This is a genomic window from Segeticoccus rhizosphaerae (assembly GCF_009192725.1).
Taxonomy (GTDB): domain Bacteria; phylum Actinomycetota; class Actinomycetes; order Actinomycetales; family Dermatophilaceae; genus Segeticoccus; species Segeticoccus rhizosphaerae.
On record NZ_VOHR01000042.1, the window covers coordinates 1 to 19,278 of the forward strand.

General features: G+C 69.6%; 12 protein-coding genes. 5 read left to right on the plus strand and 7 right to left on the minus strand.

Going from position 1 to position 19,278, the window contains the following annotated elements; genetic code table 11:
- Positions 1 to 242 precede the first annotated feature (242 nt).
- From yajC to FRW57_RS05715, 4 genes are read left to right on the plus strand one after another with little or no spacing between them, the layout of a single operon-like run.
- Positions 243 to 575: a preprotein translocase subunit YajC gene (yajC, locus tag FRW57_RS05700; protein ID WP_137120795.1), complete on the plus strand. Its 333-nt coding sequence runs from the start codon at positions 243 to 245 to the stop codon at positions 573 to 575.
- 13 nt (positions 576 to 588) lie between these two features.
- On the plus strand, positions 589 to 2,478 hold the full coding sequence (gene secD / locus FRW57_RS05705) for a protein translocase subunit SecD (protein ID WP_152185516.1): 1,890 nt from the start codon (positions 589 to 591) through the stop codon (positions 2,476 to 2,478).
- Complete coding sequence (gene secF / locus FRW57_RS05710) at positions 2,478 to 3,728, plus strand: protein translocase subunit SecF (protein WP_152185517.1); 1,251 nt, start codon at positions 2,478 to 2,480, stop codon at positions 3,726 to 3,728. The genes secD and secF overlap by 1 nt, the downstream gene beginning before the upstream one ends.
- A gap of 9 nt (positions 3,729 to 3,737) precedes the next feature.
- Positions 3,738 to 4,271 carry an adenine phosphoribosyltransferase gene (locus tag FRW57_RS05715; RefSeq protein ID WP_137120798.1) on the plus strand — a complete coding sequence of 178 codons (534 nt, stop codon included), beginning with the start codon at positions 3,738 to 3,740 and terminating at the stop codon, positions 4,269 to 4,271.
- Positions 4,272 to 4,311: 40 nt separating this feature from the next.
- Here the strand turns inward: FRW57_RS05715 and acnA are convergent, their stop codons facing one another.
- The 5 genes from acnA to FRW57_RS05740 form a co-directional block, all read right to left on the minus strand.
- On the minus strand, positions 4,312 to 7,113 hold the full coding sequence (gene acnA / locus FRW57_RS05720; protein WP_152185518.1) for an aconitate hydratase: 2,802 nt from the start codon (positions 7,111 to 7,113) through the stop codon (positions 4,312 to 4,314).
- 53 nt (positions 7,114 to 7,166) lie between these two features.
- Complete coding sequence (gene narI / locus FRW57_RS05725) at positions 7,167 to 7,907, minus strand: respiratory nitrate reductase subunit gamma (RefSeq protein WP_137120800.1); 741 nt, start codon at positions 7,905 to 7,907, stop codon at positions 7,167 to 7,169.
- The gene (narJ, locus tag FRW57_RS05730; RefSeq protein WP_238384565.1) at positions 7,904 to 8,533 is read right to left on the minus strand and encodes a nitrate reductase molybdenum cofactor assembly chaperone; all 630 of its coding nucleotides are present in this window, start codon (positions 8,531 to 8,533) and stop codon (positions 7,904 to 7,906) included. The genes narI and narJ overlap by 4 nt, the downstream gene beginning before the upstream one ends.
- The gene (gene narH / locus FRW57_RS05735; protein ID WP_137120801.1) at positions 8,530 to 10,158 is read right to left on the minus strand and encodes a nitrate reductase subunit beta; all 1,629 of its coding nucleotides are present in this window, start codon (positions 10,156 to 10,158) and stop codon (positions 8,530 to 8,532) included. Before narH ends, narJ begins: the two co-directional genes overlap by 4 nt.
- An 89-nt stretch (positions 10,159 to 10,247) precedes the next feature.
- Entirely contained in the window at positions 10,248 to 13,976 is a 3,729-nt protein-coding gene (locus FRW57_RS05740; RefSeq protein ID WP_152185519.1) for a nitrate reductase subunit alpha, read from the minus strand.
- 164 nt (positions 13,977 to 14,140) lie between these two features.
- Here FRW57_RS05740 and FRW57_RS05745 point away from each other — a divergent pair, with 164 nt between their 5' ends.
- A complete protein-coding gene (locus FRW57_RS05745; RefSeq protein WP_137120803.1) occupies positions 14,141 to 16,462 on the plus strand; it encodes a RelA/SpoT family protein in 2,322 nt (773 codons plus the stop codon).
- A gap of 48 nt (positions 16,463 to 16,510) precedes the next feature.
- Here the strand turns inward: FRW57_RS05745 and FRW57_RS05750 are convergent, their stop codons facing one another.
- Positions 16,511 to 17,812, minus strand: coding sequence for a M18 family aminopeptidase (locus tag FRW57_RS05750; RefSeq protein WP_152185520.1), 1,302 nt, complete (start codon positions 17,810 to 17,812; stop codon positions 16,511 to 16,513).
- 120 nt (positions 17,813 to 17,932) lie between these two features.
- Positions 17,933 to 19,278, minus strand: a 1,346-nt coding sequence (locus FRW57_RS05755) for a DUF349 domain-containing protein (protein ID WP_420853233.1), incomplete at its 5' end; no start/stop codon positions are given.

A 19,278-nucleotide genomic window follows, 5' to 3' on the forward strand; every position in this document is an offset into this window, starting at 1 on the left:
CCCCCCTCGCCTGGCAGCACGTCGGCCTCACCCCGCCGCCCGGCAGCGACACGCCGACCCTGCCGCTGGGTGGTGACGGGCGGTTCGGCGCCTGATCCCGGCGCGCCGGACGACGCGCCCTTTGGCGCTGGGCCGAGGCTCACATAGACTCGTTCTCTGCGCACCGGTCCACACCGGTCATCACCGGGGTACTGCGCGCCCGGACCACGTTCGGTTCCCGCACCAGCTAGAAGGACTCACACATGCCGTTCCTCGTCCCCGAGGCATCCTCGTCAGGTAGCAGCGGCGGGCTCGGTAGCCTGCTCATCCTGGCCATTCCGATCCTGTTGATCGGCTGGATGTTCATGTCGCAGCGGCGACGCCGGCGCGACATGGAGTCGATGCAGGCCAGCCTCGACGTGGGAGACGAGGTCTCCACGACCTCCGGGCTCCACGGTCGGATCGTCGAGATGGATGACGCCATCGTGACGCTGGAGATCAGCCCCGGAGTGAACGTCCGCTTCGACCGACGCGCCGTGCTGCGCAAGCCCGCCCCGAGTGTCGCCCACGGCGACTCGGAGCCTTCCACCGACTAGGACTCCCCAACTCGTGGCGATCAAACCCCAGAACCGCACACCGCTGAAGACCCTCGCGCTGCTGGTGCTGCTGATCCTCGGCCTGTTCGGCGGCATCGTCGCCGCCTCGGGCGCCGGCAACCCGGTCGACGCGTGGCGGCCCAAGCTCGGCCTCGACCTCGAGGGAGGGCGCCAGATCGTCCTCGCTCCGGTGATCGAGGGCGGCAAGCAGATCAACTCCCAGCAGGTGACCCAGGCCGTCAGCATCATCCGGCAGCGCGTCGACGGAAGCGGCGTCAGCGAGGCCGAGGTCACCACCCTCGGCCAGAGCAACATCGTCGTCTCGCTCCCGGGCAACCCCGACCAGGCCACGCTGGACTCCCTGAAGCAGTCATCCCAGCTGCGCTTCCGCGCCGTCATCTGCGCCTCCTCCAGTCCCGGCGTGCCGGCTGGGTGCCCGTCACCCCAGGCGGCGCAACCGGCGCCCTCCGGCACGAGTACGCCGAACGCGTCCGGTGAGGCAACCGGTACGCCGTCCGCGAAGTCGACGCCGACGGCGTCGAGCAAGGCCACCAGCGCGCCACAGAAGAGCGCGCCGAGCCCGAAGAAGACGTCCTCGGCCGGCGCCGCCGTCCCTCAGGCGCTGCGCGCCGACAGCACGCCGAGCCCCAGTGGCACAGCCACCGCGAGCAAGACCGCGAAGGCGACCCCTTCGGGCGCCTCGACGGCGTCCGCCTCGCCGGGGCAGGAGCAGCCGAAGACCAAGCCCAAGAACGCCAGTGACGTCGCCTGGGTGACCCCGGCCCTGACCAAGGCCTACCAGCAGCTCAACTGCAAGACCGCCAAGGGTCGTGAGCAGGCCCTGGCGCCGGTGGACAAGCCGATGGTTGCCTGCCAGACGGACGGCCGGGAGAAGTTCATCCTCGGACCGTCCGAGGTCACCGGCGCCCACATCTCCGACGCCAGCGCGGGCTACCAGACGGGTCAGAACGGCGTGCAGACCAGCGTCGTCGAGGTCGCGCTCAGCTTCGACAAGGTCGGTGCCCAGCAGTTCGAGAAGGTCACCGCACGGTTGACGCCGCATCCGGAAGGCGACCCCCAGAAGCGGTTCGCCATCGTGCTGGACGGCCAGGTCATCTCGGCGCCCCAGTCACAGGCCGTGATCCGTGACGGCAGGGCCAGCATCACCGGCAACTTCACCCTGGACTCCGCCAAGCTCCTCGCGGACCAGCTGAAGTTCGGCGCCCTCCCGATGTCGTTCCAGGTGCAGACCTCGGAGCAGATCAGCCCGCAACTCGGTAGCGAACAGCTGAAGATGGGCATCATCGCCGGCATGATCGGGCTCTTCCTGGTGGTGATCTACTCGCTCCTGCAGTACCGCGCCCTCGGTTTCGTGACGGTGTGCTCGCTGGCGATCGCGGGCCTCTCCAGTTACGGGCTGGTGACCCTGCTGGGCTACACCCACAACTTCCGGTTGACCATGGCCGGGGTGACCGGGTTGATCGTGTCCATCGGCATCACCGCGGACTCGTTCATCGTCTACTTCGAACGCGTGCGCGACGAGGTCCGCGACGGGCGACGACTCCGTTCGGCGGTGGAAACCGGCTGGGGTCGGGCCCGGCGCACCATCCTGATCTCCGACGGCATCAACTTCCTGGCAGCGGCCATCCTCTACGTGCTCTCCGAGAGCAGCGTCAAGGCCTTCGCCTTCACCCTCGGGCTGACCACGCTCGTGGACGTGGTGGTCGTGGTCCTGTTCACCCACCCGCTGCTGACCATCCTGTCGAGCACGGAGTTCTTCGGGCAGGGGCACAAGTGGTCCGGCTTCGACCCCGTCCGGCTGGGCGCCAAGAAGATCACGTATGCCGGTCGGGGGCGGGTCTCGATCGCGGGTCAGCGGCCCGCTGAAGGGGGAACCGCCTGATGATGAGCTTCGCGCAGTTCGGCAACGACCTCTACACGGGCAAGCGCTCGATGAACATCGTCGGCCGGCAGAAACTCTTCTATGCCGTCTCGGGCGTCATCTTGGTCCTCGCCGCCATCGGAATCTTCGGCACCGGGCTGAACTTCGGCCTCGAGTTCCGCGGAGGCTCCGAGCTGCGGGTCTCCGGGCTCTCGACCACGCAGAACTTCGAGGCGAAGGCCAAGGAAGCCATGTCCGAGGCGACCGGCGGTGCCGAGAACCTCGTGGTCACCACCATCGGGTCGGACACGATCCGGATCCAGACCGAGAAGCTCAACGAGACGCAGACCAACGCGGCGCAACGGACGCTGGCGAAGGACTTCGGCGTGCCCGAGAGCCAGGTCAGCGCCAACTTCATCGGTGCCTCCTGGGGCAAGGACGTCACGAACAAGGCGATCAGTGCGCTGATCTGGTTCCTCGTGCTCGTGTCGATCGTGCTCGGGATCTACTTCCGCACCTGGAAGATGGCCCTGTCGGCGCTGGTCGCGCTCCTGCACGACCTGATCATCACCGTCGGGATCTATGCGCTGTTCAAGTTCGAGATCACCCCCGCGTCGATGATCGGCTTCCTGACCATCCTCGGCTACTCGCTCTACGACACGGTCGTCGTTTTCGACAAGGTCCGCGAGAACACCCGGGCGGCCCAGGCGAGCGGACGGCAGACCTACAGCCAGGCGGCCAACATGGCCGTCAACCAGACGCTGGTGCGTTCGATCAACACCTCGGTGGTCGCGCTGCTGCCGGTCGGCGCCATCCTCGTGATCGGTTTCACCTACCTCGGCCCCGGCACCCTGCTCGACCTGAGCCTCGCGCTCTTCGTCGGCATCGCGGCCGGCACCTACTCCTCGGTCTTCATCGCCACACCGCTGCTGGCCGACCTGCGTGAACGCGAACCGGGCATGAAGGACCTCGCCAAGCGCGCGAGGAAGTACCAGGAGAAGCTCGCCCACGGCCGCCGTGTCTCCGACACCGGTCTCGTCCTCGACGACGACGGGAACGTGTCCACCGACAGCGGTGGTGCGGGGCAGGCGCCCCCAGCGGCAGCTTCATCGCCGGCCGACGCGCAGCCGGCCGAGGCGACTTCGGGTGTCAACGGCGAGGAGGCGGCGCAGTCGTCCGACGAGGTCCCGCACGGCGGCCGGCAGCTGCACCCCTACGCCCGGACCGGACCGAGGGGCCAACCCAAGCGGTCGTCCAAGTCCCGGCGCTGAGGTGCGAGGATGACCGACACGGTGCGGATGGAGGAGCTGGTCGGCCGTCACGTCCGTGACATCCCCGACTTCCCGGAGCCGGGCGTGGTCTTCAAGGACTTCACCCCGCTGCTGAGTGACGGACCGGCCCTGGGCGCGGTGGTGCGTGACGTTGCCTCGCGCCACCGCGGCAGTGTGGACGTGGTCGTCGGGATCGAGGCGCGCGGCTTCATCCTCGGCGCGGCCGTGGCCTACGAGCTCGGCATCGGCTTCGTCCCGGTCCGCAAGGCCGGCAAGCTGCCCGGTGCCACCTTGTCGACCGACTACGCCCTCGAGTACGGCACCGCCTCGATCGAGGTGCACGCTGACGCGTTCACGCCGGGAACGCGCGCGCTGGTGGTCGACGACGTGCTGGCCACCGGTGGCACGGCGGCGGCGACCTGCGAGCTGGTCGAGCGCGCCGGTGCCCAGGTCGTGGCCTTCGAAGCCGTCATCGAGATCGGCTTCCTGCGCGGCCGCGACCAGCTGACCGACCGCCGGGTCCACACCATGCTGGAGATCTGAGGTCGTCCTCAGAGCGGCCGGCTGCCGCCCTCCGGACGGCTCACTGCGCCTCCAGCAGCTGGCGCAGCACGTACTGCAGGATCCCGCCGTGCCGGTAGTAGGCGGCCTCGGCGGGGGTGTCGATGCGCACGGTGGCCTCGAACGACCGGCTGCGTCCGTCCTGTTCCGCCTGCACCTGCACGGTGGCGGGTACGTTCTCGCCGCCGGCCAGCCCGGTGATGGTGAAGGTCTCCTCACCGGTCAGTCCCATCGAGTCGGCGTTCTCACCCTCGGGAAACTGCAGTGGCAGCACGCCCATGCCGATCAGGTTGGACCGGTGGATGCGCTCGTATGACGTGGCCAGCACCGCACGCACGCCGAGCAGCGTGGTGCCCTTGGCGGCCCAGTCGCGCGACGAGCCCGAGCCGTACTCGGCGCCGGCCAGCAGGACCAGGGGCACGCCCGCCTCGGCGTAGCTGACCGACGCGTCGTAGATGGTCGTCACCGGACCGTCCGGCTTGGTCAGGTCGCGAGTCCAGCCGCCCTCGGTGCCCGGTGCGAGCTGGTTGCGCAACCGGACGTTCGCGAAGGTGCCCCGGATCATCACCTCGTGGTTGCCGCGCCGGGAGCCGTAGGAGTTGAACTCCTTCCGGGTCAGCCCGTGCTCGGTCAGGTAGGCGCCGGCGGGGGAGTCGGTCTTGAACGCTCCCGCGGGGCTGATGTGGTCGGTGGTCACCGAGTCGCCGAGCTTGGCCAGCACCCGCGCACCCGTGATGTCGGCCAACGGCTCCGGCTCACGGCCCATGCCGTCGAAGTAGGGCGGTCGGCGCACGTAGGTGGAGCTCTCGTCCCACTGGAAGATCTCGCCCTCCGGCACGGGCAGACTGCGCCAGTTGTCGTCGCCGGCGAACAGGTCGGCATACCCCGTGGTGAACATGTCGGCGCGCAGCGAGCCGTCGACCAGCTCGGCGACCTCCTGCTCGGTCGGCCAGATGTCACGCAGGTAGACCGGCTTGCCGTCCGGGTCCGTGCCCAGCGCGTCGCGGAGCAGGTTGACGTGCATCGTGCCGGCCAGGGCGTAGGCGATCACCAGGGGAGGGGAGCACAGGAAGTTCATCCGCGTCTCCGGGTGGATGCGGCCCTCGAAGTTGCGGTTGCCGGAGAGCACCGAGCACACGGTGAGGTCGCTCCCGGTCACGGCCGTGCTGACTTCGGGGATGAGCGGGCCGGAGTTGCCGATGCACGTGGTGCAGCCGTAGCCGACCAGGTTGAAGCCGAGCTTCTCGAGCGACGGGGTCAGGCCGGCCCGGTCCAGGTAGTCGGTGACCACCCGGGAACCGGGCGCGAGAGAGGTCTTGACCCACGGCTGGCTGACGAGGCCGCGCTCGACGGCCTTCTGGGCCAGCAGCCCGGCGCCCACCATCACCGAGGGGTTGGAGGTGTTGGTGCAGGAGGTGATGGCGGCGATGACGACGTGGCCGTTGTCGACGCTGGCGCTCCTGCCGTCGGCGAGGGTGATCGGGGTGGTCTTGGAGGGCCACTCGTGCGCGGACCCGCAGGAGCAGGGGGTGTGCGGTTCGTCCTCCGGGCTGTCGTGGTCGATCGCGATCGGGTCGCTGGCGGGGAAGGACTCGCTCGAGGCCTCGTCCAGACCCTGGAGGGCCTCCTCGACGGAGCTGCCGGTGAGCAGCTGGGAGATGGCGTGCGGCACCAGTTTGAGCGGGATCCGGTCCTGGGGACGCTTCGGTCCGGCGATCGAGGGCTCGACGGTGGACAGGTCGAGCTCCAGGCGGACCGAGTACTCCGGCTCGTGCTCGGGGTCGTGCCACATCCCCTGCTCCTTGGCGTAGGCCTCCACCAGGGCGATCTGCTTCTCCTCCCGACCGGTCAGCCGCAAGTAGTCCAGCGTCACCTGGTCGATCGGGAAGATCGCGCAGGTGGAGCCGTACTCCGGGCTCATGTTGCCGATCGTCGCGCGGTTGGCCAGCGGCACGTTGGCCACGCCCGGCCCGTAGAACTCCACGAACTTGCCGACCACGCCGGTCTGACGCAGGAGCTCGGCGATCGTGAGGACCAGGTCGGTGGCGGTCGTGCCGGCCGGCAGCTCACCGATCAGCTTCAGGCCCACCACTTGCGGGACGAGCATGCTCATCGGCTGACCGAGCATGGCGGCCTCGGCCTCGATGCCGCCGACGCCCCAGCCGAGCACACCGAGCCCGTTGACCATCGGGGTGTGCGAGTCGGTGCCGACCAGGGTGTCGGGATAGGCGAGCGTGCCGCCCTGGCCGTCCTCCCGCGTGAAGACGGTCCGAGCCAGGTGCTCGAGGTTCACCTGGTGGCAGATGCCGGTGTCCGGGGGCACCACCGCGAAGTCGCGGAACGCCTGCTGGGCCCAGCGCAGCAGCTGGTAGCGCTCCTGGTTGCGCTCGAACTCCAGCTGCGCGTTGAGCTTGAACGCATCCGCCCGGCCGAAGACGTCGGCGATGACGGAGTGGTCGATGACCAGCTCGGTCGGAATGAGTGGGTTGATCTTGGTCGGGTCGCCACCGAGGTCGGTGATGGCATCGCGCATCGCCACGAGGTCGACCACGCAGGGCACGCCGGTGAAGTCCTGCATCAGCACCCGCGCCGGCGTGAACTGGATCTCGCGGCCGTGCGCTGCGCTCGGGTCCCACTGGGCCACCGCGTCGATCTGTTCGGTGTTCACCAGGTGCCCGTCCTCGCAGCGCAACAGGTTCTCCAGCAGCACCTTGAGGCTGTAGGGCAGCCGCGCGGACCCCTCGATCCGGTCCAGTCGGTGGATCGTGTAGGTCAGGTCGTCCACGACCAGCTTGCCTTCGGTCCCGTAGCTGTTGGTGCTCATGGCTCTCCATCCTTGGTCGCCGGTCAGGTGGTCGGTGGGCTGGTCAGGTTGGTTCAGTAGGGCGTCCCGATCTTGCGCCACTTGCGTCCGCCGGTGCCCGGCTCGGGCGGAGGGGTGGCCTTGCGGCTGCGGTAGACGACATACGGACGCCACAGGTACCACAGCGGATAGCTCCAGGCGTGGACGAGCCGGGTGAACGGCCACAGCAGGAACAGCAGCCAGGCCGCGACCGCATGGATCTGGAAGTAGAGCGGGGCCTGCAGGGCGACCGACACGTCCGCACTGCCGGTGAACAAGCTGCGGAACCAGATCGAGATGGTGTCGCGGTACTCGTGCCCGAGGGGTGCGTTGATGGCGGTCACGACGATCCCGAGGATGACCATGATCCCCAGCAGTACCATGGCGACCCAGTCCACCGGGCTGGTGGTGGCCTTCACCCGGGGCACGAACAGCCGACGGGTGGCGAGGATCCCCATCCCGACGATCACCAGCGCGGCCGCGATCAGGCCGGCGGTGGCGGAGAACAGGTGGTAGACGTGCTCGTCGATTCCGATGGCGTCGATCCACGACTTGGGGACGAGGATGCCGAGGACGTGACCGCCGATCGCGGCGAAGGTGCCGTAGTGGAACAGCGGCGCCCCCCACTTCAGCCGGCGCCGCTCCTGCAGCTGCGTGGAGTAGCTGGTCCAGCCGTACTGGTCGTAGCGCCAGCGCCAGATGTGGCCGACGATGAAGACGGCCATCGCGACGTAGGGCAGGATCACCCACCAGAAGTATGCCCACGTGCTGCTCATCGCCGTGCCTCCGTCCCGGTGAGGTACTCCGGTGGCGCGAAGGGCTCCAGCCCCACCTCTTCCGCGGGTGGGCCCTCCGACCAGGCCCGCGCCACCTGGGCAGCCTCCCGCCGCCCGAGCGAGGGCAGCCCCGCCTGGACTGCCGCCACGAGGTGCGCATAGGGCGACTGGGCGTCGTCCAGGGCCTTGCGGAGCAGCTCGAGGTCGGCACGGTGGGAGGTCAGCAGCTCCGCGCCGCGCCGGTTCATGGAGGCGAATTCCAGCACCAGGGGCAGGTAGTCGGGCAGCTCGTCGTCCGTCGGGGTGAAGCCCTCCACCCGGTATGCCGTCTTGAAGGCGATCATCGCCAGTCCCCGGCGCCTGGTGTCACCGAAGCGGTAGTAGGTCAGGTAGAGCGCGCAGCGGCGGCGCAGGTCGAAGGTCTCGACGTAATGGCGTGCCACCTCGGTCGGTGGGGTGTCGCGCAGCCACGCGAGGAACGTCGCGAACGCGGTGCGCGAGCTTTGCGGTGAGGTGGCCGCGGCGGCCTCCTCCAGGGCCGCCATGCCCTCGAAGAACGAAGCGGTCGGATATTGCAGCAGGACCGAGGCCAGCTTCCACGCGGGTGCCGGGTTGCGGCGTCTCACGGGGCGCTCTCCTCGGGAAAGAGGCCCGGCGCGGACCCGCTGCCGTCCCAACCGAAGAGGTTGAACCGTTGGCGCCCGGCATCGTCGCGGAACTGGTGGCTCGCGCCCGGGGAGGCGCCACCGTGGAACGCGTCGACGCCCTCGGGGCCGGTGCCGCCCATCCCCGGCCCGCCCGGGGTGTCCAGGCTGCAGAAGAGCTGTTCGTGCTGGGCCATCAACCGGCCGGCGTCCTCGGTGTGCGCCGGGGGGATGACGTAGCGCTCGTCGTACTTGGCGATGGCCAGCAGCCGGTAGAGGTCGTCCAGGTCGTCCGGCGACGCGCCCACCTGCTCGGGCAGGTCGTCGGCGGGGTCGATGCCGAGCTGGGCGGCGCGCTGGTAGCCGCGAATCGCCGCGAGCTTGCGCAGGACCCGGCGGATGTGGCTGGTGTCCCCGGCGGTGAACAGGTTGGCGAGGTACTCCATGGGGATGCGCAACGACTCGATCGTGGCGAAGACGCGATCCGGGTCGTTCTCGTCATACCCCTCGGCGTGGGCCACGTCGGCGACCGGCGACAGCGGCGGGATGTACCAGACCATGGGCAGCGTCCGATACTCCGGGTGCAGGGGGAGGGCCACCTTGTGCCGGCAGGCGAGGGCGTAGACCGGCGAACGGCGAGCGGCCTCGATCCAGTCGGTGGGGATGCCGGCGCGCTCCGCCTCGGTGCGGACCTGCGGGTCCTCCGGGTCGAGGAAGACCGACAGCTGCGCCTCGTAGAGGTCCTGCGGATCGGGGGTGGCAGCCGCCTCGAGGACCTTGTCCGCGTCATACAGGAACAACCCCAGGTAGCGCAGTCGACCGACGCACGTCTCCGAGCAGATGGTGGGTTGGCCCTGCTCGATGCGGGGGAAGCAGAAGGTGCACTTCTCCGCCTTGCCGGTGCGGTGGTTGAAGTAGACCTTCTTGTACGGGCACCCCGAGACGCAGAATCGCCAGCCGCGACACCGGTCCTGGTCGACGAGCACGATGCCGTCCTCGTCCCGCTTGTACATCGCGCCGGACGGGCAGGACGCCACACAGGACGGGTTGAGGCAGTGCTCGCAGATGCGCGGCAGGTAGAACATGAAGACGTCCTCGAACTCCATCCGCACCCGGTCCTCGAGCCCGGCGAGGTTGGGATCGGCCATCGCCCGCGCGGGCGCGCCGGCCAGGTCGTCCTCCCAGTTCGGGCCCCAGTGGAGGTTGACGTCCTTGCCGGTCAGCGCCGAGATCGAGTGGGCCGTGGGGTTGTGGGCACCGAGAGGCGCGTCGATGACGGTCTGGTAGTCGTAGGTCCACGGGTCGCCGTAGTCGTCGATCGAGGGCAGGTTGGGGTTCCAGAATATCTGCAGCAGCTTGCGCACCCGGCCACCGGCCTTGAGCTGCAACCGACCCCGCTTGTCCAGGGTCCAGCCGCCGTGCCACTGCTCCTGGTCCTCGTAGCGGCGGGGGTAGCCGACCCCGGGCTTGGTCTCGACGTTGTTGAAGTAGACGTATTCCATGCCTGGCCGGTTGGTCCACGTCTGCTTGCAGGTGACCGAGCAGGTGTGGCAACCGATGCACTTGTCGAGGTTCATCACCATCGCGACCTGCGCCATGGGCCTCATGTGTTCTACCTGCCTTCCGTCGGACCGGGTTCCGCGAATCGCCGAGCGAAGAACGAGTCAGGACTTCGTGGGGTGCGCCTGTTGGGGTGTCAGTACTCGACCTCCTGGGCACGCCGGCGGATCACGGTGATCTCGTCGCGCTGGTTGCCCGTGGGGCCGTAGTAGTTGAATCCCCAGGAGAACTGGCCGTACCCGCCGATCATGTGGGTGGGCTTGACGACCAGCCGGGTCAGGGAGTTGTCGCCACCGCCGTGCCAGCCGGACACCTCCGACTTGGGCACCATCAGGTGGCGGTCCTTCGCGTGGTACATGAACACGGTGCCCTCGGGCATGCGGTGGGTCACGACGGCGCGGCAGGCCACGACACCGTTGCGGTTGTAGGCCTCGATCCAGTCGTTGTCCTCGACCCCGATCTTCCCGGCATCCCTGGGGCTCATCCAGATGACCGGACCACCGCGGAAGAGTCGCAGCATGTGCAGGTTGTCCTGGTACTCCGAGTGGATCGACCACTTCGAGTGAGGGGTGAGGTATCGGACGGTGATCTCGGGCCGGCCGCGCTCCCGCAGTCCCTGCTCCCCGTAGTGGCGCACATAGTCGAGGGGCGGCCGGTAGGTGGGCAGGCCCTCCCCGTACTCGGCGATCCAGTCGTGGTCGAGGAAGAAGTGCATGCGCCCGGTCAGGGTGTGCCACGGCTTCTTCCGCTCCACGTTGACGACGAAGGCGGAGTAGCGCCGTCCGCCGGTCTCGCTGCCGGACCACTCCGGGGAGGTGATGACGGCGCGCGGCTGGTTCTGGGTGTCGGCGAAGGTGATCCGGTCGCCGGAGCGTTCCTCGGCGAGGTCGGCCAGCGGCATCCCGGTGCGCTTCTCGTACTCGTGCCAGCCCTGCACGGCGACCTCGCCGTTGGTGGTGCCGGACAGCGCCAGGATGCCCTCGGCCAGGTGGATGTCCCGGGTCAGCTTCGGCCGGCCGTCCGCGACGCCTCCTCGCACCCGGCCGTTGGTCCTGCCCAGGAAGTCGACCGCGGCCGTCGGCTTCCAGCTGATCCCCTTCACTCCGGTCCCCAACGTCTCCACCAGGGGCCCGAGTGCTGCCATCTTCTGCGCCACGGCGCCGTAGTCGCGCTCGACGGTGACCAGCCTCGGCATCGTCACCCCGGGCACCGGCTCGCACTCGCCGAGCGTCCAGTCACGGACCCGGCCGCCCGGCTGGGCGAGCTCGTCGGGGGAGTCGTGCATGAGGGGCGTGGCCATGAGGTCGGTGCGGGTCCCCAGGTGGGTCGCCGCAAGGCCGGAGAACCTCTCGCCGACCAGGCGGAACCACTCGAAGTCGGTGCGGGAGTCCCAGGGCGGTGAGATGGCCGGGTTGAACGAGTGCACGAACGGGTGCATGTCGGTGGTGGAGATGTCGTGCTTCTCGTACCACGTGGCAGCCGGCAGCACGATGTCGGAATAGGTGCAGGTGCTGGTCATCCGGAAGTCGAGGGTGGTGACCAGGTCGAGCTTGGCCCGGGGCGCCTCGTCGTGCCACTTCACCTCGAGGGGGCGCAGGCGCTTCGGCGACTCCTCTGCTCGGACGGCGTCCTCGACGCCGAGCAGGTGGCGCATGAAGTACTCCATCCCCTTGCCCGACGACCCGAGCAGGTTGGCCCGCCAGACCGTCATCACGCGGGGGAAGTTGGCCGGGTTGTCCGGGTCGGTGTCGGCGAAGTGCAGCCGGCCCGCCTTGAGCTCGTCCACCACGTGCTCCGCCACCGGTCGACCCGCCGCGGCGGCCTCGTCGGCCACGTCCAGCGGGTTGCGGTCGAACGCGGGGTGCGACGGGGTCCACCCGAGCCGGGACGCCTGGACCAGGCAGTCGGCGAAGGCCCGGCCGCGCAGCCGTCCCGGGCCCAGCGGGCTGGCCAGCTCCTCGGCTCCGAAGCTTTCGTAGCGCCACTGGTCGGTGTGCAGGTAGAAGAACGACGTGCCCGTCATGTGGCGGGTGGGGCGCTGCCAGTCCAGCGCGAACGCCAGGGTCTGGAAACCGGTGAGCGGCCGGACCTTCTCCTGCCCGACGTAGTGGGCCCAGCCGCCACCGTTGACCCCTTGGCACCCGCACAGCATGGTGAGCGTGAAGAAGGTGCGGTAGATCTGGTCGGAGTGGTACCAGTGGTTGGTGCCTGCCCCCATCGTGATCATCGAGCGGCCCTTGGACAGCTCGGCGTTGCGCGCGAACTCGCGTGCCACCCGGGTCGCCGCGACGGCCGGGACCGACGTGATCGTCTCCTGCCACGCGGGCGTGTAGGGGACGGGATCGTCGTAGCCCGTGGGCCACTCGCCGGGCAGCCCGTCCCGCGGCACGGCATACTGCGCCATCAGCAGGTCGAAGACCGTGGTGACCAGGTGTCCGTTGATCCGGCGGGCGGGCACCCCTCGCCGGATCGCGGTGCCGCCCTCGGTCTCGCCCTCGTCGAAGCGAGGCAGGTCGACGGTGACCGCCTCGTCGTGCCGGCCGTAGAGGGTCAGCAGCGGGTCGATCCCGCGCAGGTCGAGGTTCCAGTGCCCCATGCCCGCCTCGCCGTAGCGCTGGGCGACGGTGCCGTCCGGCAGGAACGCCTCGCCGGTCGCCGCGTCGAGCATGACGGTCTGCAGTGCGGCGTTCTCGCGCTCGGCGTCCGCGCCGCCCAGGTCCTCGGCGGTCAGGAAGCGCCCCATCACGTGGGAGTCGCCTCGCTCGGGCAGGGTCACGAGGAAGGGTAGGTCGGTGTAGGCCTTGACGTAGGTGTCGAAGTAGGGCACCGAACGGTCGCGGAAGAACTCCGTCAGGACCACGTGCCCCATCGCCATCGCCAGGGCCGCGTCGGTGCCGGGGGCGCAGGGCAGCCAGTCGTCGGCGAACTTGGTGTGGTCGGAGTAGTCGGGGCTCACGACCACGACCTTCTGCCCGCGGTAGCGCGCCTCGGTCATGAAGTGCGCGTCCGGTGTCCGGGTGATCGGCAGGTTGGTGCCCCAGATGATCAGGTATGACGAGTTCCACCAGTCCCCGGACTCCGGCACGTCGGTCTGGTCGCCGAAGACCTGGGGTGAGGCGATCGGCATGTCGGCGTACCAGTCGTAGAAGGACAGGATCGTGCCGCCGATCATGGACAGGAACCGGGTGCCCGCGGAGTAGGAGACCTGCGACATCGCCGGGATCGGCGAGAACCCCACGACCCGGTCGGGGCCGAAGGTCTTGATCGTGTGCACGTGAGCCGCCGCGATGATGTCGGTGACCTCGTCGGTGGTGGCTCGCACCATCCCGCCCCGCCCACGCATGAACTTGTAGCGCGCGGCCTTGTCCGGGTCGGAGACGATGCTGGCCCAGGCGTCCACGGGGTCGGCGAACTCGCGACGGGCCTCGCGCCAGAGCTCGAGCAGGGGGCTGCGGACGTAGGGGTAGCGCACCCGGGACGGGGAGTAGGTGTACCAGGAGAAGGACGCGCCGCGGGGGCAGCCACGCGGTTCGTACTCCGGCGAGTCGGGCCCGACGGACGGGTAGTCGGTCTGCTGGGTCTCCCAGGAGATGATCCCGTCCTTGACGTAGACCTTCCAGGAACAGGAGCCCGTGCAGTTGACGCCGTGGGTGGAACGGACGACCTTGTCGTGCCGCCAGCGCTCGTGGTAGAACGCCTCGGCGTCTCTCCCGCCCGACCGGTGCAGCTCCCGATGGTCCTTCGTCGGCTCGCCCGGGAGGAAGAACTGGGCCTTGCGCAGGAGCGTCTCGACCGGTTCCCCGGCCGGCAGCAACGGTGCCAATCGGGCGTCCTCGGATCGCGGTTCGGGTGCTGGGAGCGACATGCAACCTCCTCGCGTCGGCACCCGGCGCTGTCGGCCCGGCACCATTCCCCCGGCACCTTAGCGCCGACCTGCGAACTCGGCGAGGTGAAAATCGCCTCGTGCTCACGCGGGCGCAGTCCCCGGTCGTGCGCGGGAGGCCCCCGGGCCCTGCCTAGACTGTGTTCATGAACGAGGAACGGTCGGCGGCGCTGCCGTCCTCGCCTGCCTCCTCGCGGGTCCGCGCCCGCCTCGCGCGCCTGGGTGGGCCGAGGCCGGGCAACCATGCCGTCCTCGAGCCGATGCTGCGCACCGTGCGTCGGACCCACCCCAAGGCCGACCTGTCGGTGATCGAACGTGCGTATGCCGTGGCGGAGCGCGCGCACCGCGGGCAGCTGCGCAAGAGCGGTGACCCCTACATCACCCACCCGCTCGCGGTGACGACCATCCTGGCGGAGCTCGGCATGACGCCGGACACGCTCGCCGCGGCCCTGCTGCACGACACGGTGGAGGACACCGACTACGGCCTCGAGCAGCTGACCCGCGAGTTCGGCCAGGACATCGCAGGCCTGGTCGACGGGGTGACCAAGCTGGAGAAGGTCAAGTACGGCGACGCGGCCCAGGCCGAGACGGTGCGCAAGATGGTGGTCGCGATGGCCCGGGACATCCGGGTCCTGGTGATCAAGCTCGCCGACCGCCTGCACAACGCGCGCACCTGGCGCTACGTCTCGGTGGAGTCGGCCCAGCGCAAGGCCAACGAGACCCTCGAGATCTACGCGCCGCTGGCCCACCGGCTGGGCATGAACACCATCAAGTGGGAACTCGAGGACCTGTCCTTCGCCACCCTCTATCCGAAGGTCTACGACGAGATCGTCCGCCTCGTCGCCGAACGCGCGCCGGCCCGCGAGGAGTACCTCGCCGGCGTCCGCGAGCACATCAAGAACGACCTGCGCGCCGCGAAGATCAAGGCGACCGTGACCGGGCGGCCCAAGCACTACTACTCCGTCTACCAGAAGATGATCGTCCGCGGTCGCGACTTCGAGGAGATCTACGACCTCGTCGCGGTGCGCGTCCTGGTCGACAGCGTCCGCGACTGCTATGCCGTCCTCGGTGCGCTGCACGCGCGCTGGAACCCGGTGCCGGGCCGGTTCAAGGACTACATCGCGATGCCCAAGTTCAACATGTACCAGTCGCTGCACACGACGGTCATCGGGCCCGGCGGCAACCCGGTCGAGATCCAGATCCGCACCCACCAGATGCACCGGCGGGCGGAGTACGGCGTGGCCGCGCACTGGAAGTACAAGGAGGACGGCACCGCCACCACCTCCGTCGGCAAGGACGGCGACTCCGGCGCCATCAACGACATGACCTGGCTGCGCCAGCTGCTCGAGTGGCAGCGGGAGACGTCCGACCCGGGGGAGTTCCTCGACTCGCTGCGCTTCGAGATCAACGCGCGCGAGGTCTATGTCTTCACCCCTCAGGGGGAGGTCATGGGCCTGCCGGCAGGGTCGACCCCGGTGGACTTCGCCTACGCGGTCCACACCGAGGTGGGCCACCACTGCATCGGCGGCCGGGTCAACGGGCGGCTCGTGCCCCTGGAGAGCCCGCTCGAGAACGGCGACGTCGTCGAGATCCTCACCTCCAAGGCGGACGGCGCCGGCCCCAGCCGCGACTGGCTGACCTTCGTCAAGAGTCCTCGCGCGCGCAACAAGATCCGCCAGTGGTTCTCCAAGGAACGTCGTGAAGAGGCGATCGAGAACGGCAAGGAGCAGATCGCCAAGGTGCTGCGCAAGCAGGGGCTGCCCCTGCAGCGCCTGATGTCGCACGAGAGCCTGACCGCGCTCGCCGGCGAGCTGCGCTATGCGGACATCGACGGGCTGTATGCCGCAGTGGGGCAGGGCCACGTCTCCGCGCAGCACGTCGTCACCACCCTGGTGGCCACGGCAGGCGGTGAGGACGGCGCCACCGAGGACCTGGCGGAGGCGACCAACCCCAGGTCGGTGCGCAAGCGCGGCCAGGACCCCGGCGTGGTCGTGGTCGGCACCGCCGACGTCTGGGTCAAGCTGGCCCGCTGCTGCACGCCGGTGCCCGGCGACCCGATCATCGGCTTCGTCACCACGGGCAGCGGTGTCTCGGTGCACCGGGCCGACTGCACCAACGCCGAATCGCTGAAGGCGCAGCCGGACCGACTGATCGACGTGGCGTGGTCGCCCTCGGCGGCCAGCGTCTTCCTCGTCGCGCTGCAGGTCGAGGCGCTCGACCGCAACCGGCTCCTGTCCGACATCACCCGGGTGCTGTCGGAGCAACACGTCAACATCCTGTCGGCGAGCGTGCAGACCTCACGCGACCGCGTCGCCATCTCCAAGTTCACCTTCGAGATGGGCGACCCGAGCCACCTCGACCACGTCATCAAGGCCGTCCGCCGGATCGACGGGGTCTTCGACGTCTACCGCATCACCGGTGGCAGGCACCAGCGCGGGGCCGAGGAGCAGTCCCGGTCGGCGAGCTGACCGGGTCCGCGTGAGGCGAAACGGGACCGTCGACCTCTCCGGGCCGGTTCAGGCGGGGGAGAGGAAGGCCGCCAGCGCCGCGGCATACATCGCCTGGTCCTGGGCGCCGGCCAGCTCCCGGGTTGAGTGCATCGCCAGTGTCGGGGCCCCGAAGTCCACGGTCGTCGCGCCCGTGAGGGCCGCGGTCATCGGGCCCACGGTCGAGCCGCAGGGCAGGTCGGATCGGGTCACGAACTTCTGCACGGGCACGTCCGCCTGGGCGCACGCCTCCAAGAACGCGGCCGCTCCGAGGGAGTCGGTGGCGTAGCGCAGCTGCTGGTTGACCTTGAGCACGGGTCCGCCGTTCATCGCGATCTGGTGCTGCGGCTCGTGGCGGTCGGCGTAGTTGGGGTGCGTGGCGTGGGCCATGTCGCCAGAGGCGATCACCGTGCCGGCGAGCGCCCGCAGGTAGGCGTCGCGGTCACCACCTTGGCTGATCACGATCCGCTCGAGCACGGTGGGCAGGAGCCGGGAGAACGCACCGCGCTCGGACATGCTGCCGACCTCCTCGTGGTCGAAGAGGACGAGGACCGGGGTCCAGGGCCGGGCCGGTGCCTGTTCGGCGGCCGCGAGGAGCGCCTGCACACCGGCGTAGCTCGTGGCCTGGTTGTCCAGACGCGGAGCGGCCACCAGCTCGCGGTCGCGTCCCACCCGGCGCGAAGGCGTCAGGTCGTGGGTCATCAGGTCCCAGCCGAGGACGTCGTGCTTCTCGACGTCCACCTGCTCTGCGACGTATGCCGTGAAGTCACCCGGTCCGTCACCGATGCCCCAGATGGGCGACAGGTGCTGCTGGCGATTGAGCTTGAGGCCGTCCTGGTCGAGGCTGCGGTCGAGGTGGATGGCCAGTTGCGGGACGCGCAGCACCGGGTCGTCGATCCGCACCAGACGGCCCTCGACGCCGGCCGCGGTCCGGACCGCCACGCGGCCGGAGAGGCCCAGGTCGCGGTCGAGCCAGGAGTTGAGGAGGGGTCCGCCGTAGACCTCGACCCCGATCAGCTGCCAACCCGCCCGGGCCAGGTCCGGCTGTGGCTTGATCCGCAGGTTGGGGCTGTCGGTGTGCGCGCCGACGACCCGGAAGGGGGTCGCCGCGCCGTCCGCGTGCTCGGTGGTCCAGGCCACCAGAGACCCGCCCCGCACCAGGTAGTGCCGGCCCGCGGTGGTCGGCCACGGCTCGGTCTCCGTCACCCGGCGAAAGCCCTGCTCCTCCAGCTGCCGACCGGCCTCGGCGCACGCGTGGAACGGGGACGGCGAGGCGTCGACGTAGGCGCACAGCCCATCGACCGCGGTGTCGGTGTCGAAGCTGAACGCCATGGATGGACTCCTCCTGGTGGGTGGTCGACCGGTGCATCGGCGGGACGAGGTTTGCCCCTCACTGGCCCGAGCCCCACCTTGGCACAGCCCCAACGGGCGAGGCGGAGCCAGTGGTGCGAGTCAGGCGCCGAACTCCTGAAGGCCGCGGCGGGCCTGCTGCAGCCACTGCTCCCGCGCCTCCAGCGCGGACCGCGCCTCCTTCACCGTGCGCTCGTTGCCCGAGGCCTCGGCCTTGGTGAGGTCGGCACGAAGGTCCGTGACGGCGGACTCCAGTTGCTCCACCAGTGACTGGGCTCGCGCAGCAGCCTCCGGATTGCTGCTGGCCCAACGCTTCTCGTCCGCCTCACGGACCTGGGACTCGACACGCCGCAGTGACTTCTCGATGCGGGCCATGTCCTTGCGCGGGACCTTGCCAGCGGCGTCCCACCGGTCCTGGATGCCGCGCAGCGCCTGCTTGGCCGCGTCGAGATCGGCAACGGGCAGGATCGACTCGGCCTCGGCGAGAAGCTTCTCCTTGACGGCGAGGTTCGCCTCGAACTCGACGTTCTCCGCGGCGACGACCTGGTCCTTGGCCTGGAAGAACGCGTCCTGCGCGCTGCGGAAGCGTTCCCAGAGCGCGTCGTCGTCGGCCCGGGCTGCGCGACCGGCCTTGCGCCAGCGGTCCATCAGCTGCTTGTATGCCGTGGCCGTCGGGCCCCAGTCCTTGCTCCCCGACAGTGCCTCGGCCTCCTTGACCAGCTTCTCCTTGGCCCGCTTGGCCTCGGCGTGGGTCTCCTCGAGCCGGGCGAAGTGCACGCGGCGCAGCTTGTCGAAGCCGTTGCGGGCTGCGCTGAACCGCTGCCAGAGAGCGGTCTCGGTCTCCCGGTCCAGACGGGCCCCGGTGCGCTGCAGCTGCTTCCACTCGTCCAGCAGTGCCCGCATCCGGGCACCGCTCGCCTTCCACTGGATCTTGCTCTCCGGCTGGGCGGCGATCTGTTCGGCCTGCGTCACGAGCTCCTCGCGTTGGGCACGGCTGCGCTCCCGTGCCGCGGCCCGCTCGGCTCCCTCGAGCTTGCGCTTGACGGCGTTGGCGTCGGCGATCTGCTCCACGGTCGCATCGAGGGCGGCCAGGTCGCCCACCACGTTTGCCGAGCGCACTTGGGCGCGAAGCTTCTTCAGCGCCTCCGCGGCGTCATGGGTCGACAGGTCGGTCTGGGTGACCCGCTGCAGGAGCAGGTCGGCGGACGCGGCCAGCTCGTCGTACTTGCGGGCAAAGTAGGCGAGCGCCTCCTGCGGAGTGGCGTCCGGGTAGGACCCGACTTCGCGCTCACCGTCGGGGGAGCGGACGAAGACCGTGCCGTCCTCGGCGACCCGCCCGAACGACGCCGCGACAGAGGCCGGTTGGTGCACGTGCGGCGCAGGAACGGGCACCGCCGCGGCTGGCGCGCTCGGCATCACCCGAGGGGTGGGCACCGGGCCGGGTTTCG

Coding starts and splice junctions, on each gene's coding strand:
- acnA (WP_152185518.1), bottom strand. CDS start 7,113: ATGAGCACCAACAGCTACGGGACCGAAGGCAAGCTGGTCGTGGACGAC.
- FRW57_RS05745 (WP_137120803.1), top strand. CDS start 14,141: ATGAACGAGGAACGGTCGGCGGCGCTGCCGTCCTCGCCTGCCTCCTCG.
- FRW57_RS05740 (WP_152185519.1), bottom strand. CDS start 13,976: ATGTCGCTCCCAGCACCCGAACCGCGATCCGAGGACGCCCGATTGGCA.
- FRW57_RS05750 (WP_152185520.1), bottom strand. CDS start 17,812: ATGGCGTTCAGCTTCGACACCGACACCGCGGTCGATGGGCTGTGCGCC.
- yajC (WP_137120795.1), top strand. CDS start 243: ATGCCGTTCCTCGTCCCCGAGGCATCCTCGTCAGGTAGCAGCGGCGGG.
- narI (WP_137120800.1), bottom strand. CDS start 7,907: ATGAGCAGCACGTGGGCATACTTCTGGTGGGTGATCCTGCCCTACGTC.
- secF (WP_152185517.1), top strand. CDS start 2,478: ATGATGAGCTTCGCGCAGTTCGGCAACGACCTCTACACGGGCAAGCGC.
- narH (WP_137120801.1), bottom strand. CDS start 10,158: ATGAGGCCCATGGCGCAGGTCGCGATGGTGATGAACCTCGACAAGTGC.
- FRW57_RS05715 (WP_137120798.1), top strand. CDS start 3,738: ATGACCGACACGGTGCGGATGGAGGAGCTGGTCGGCCGTCACGTCCGT.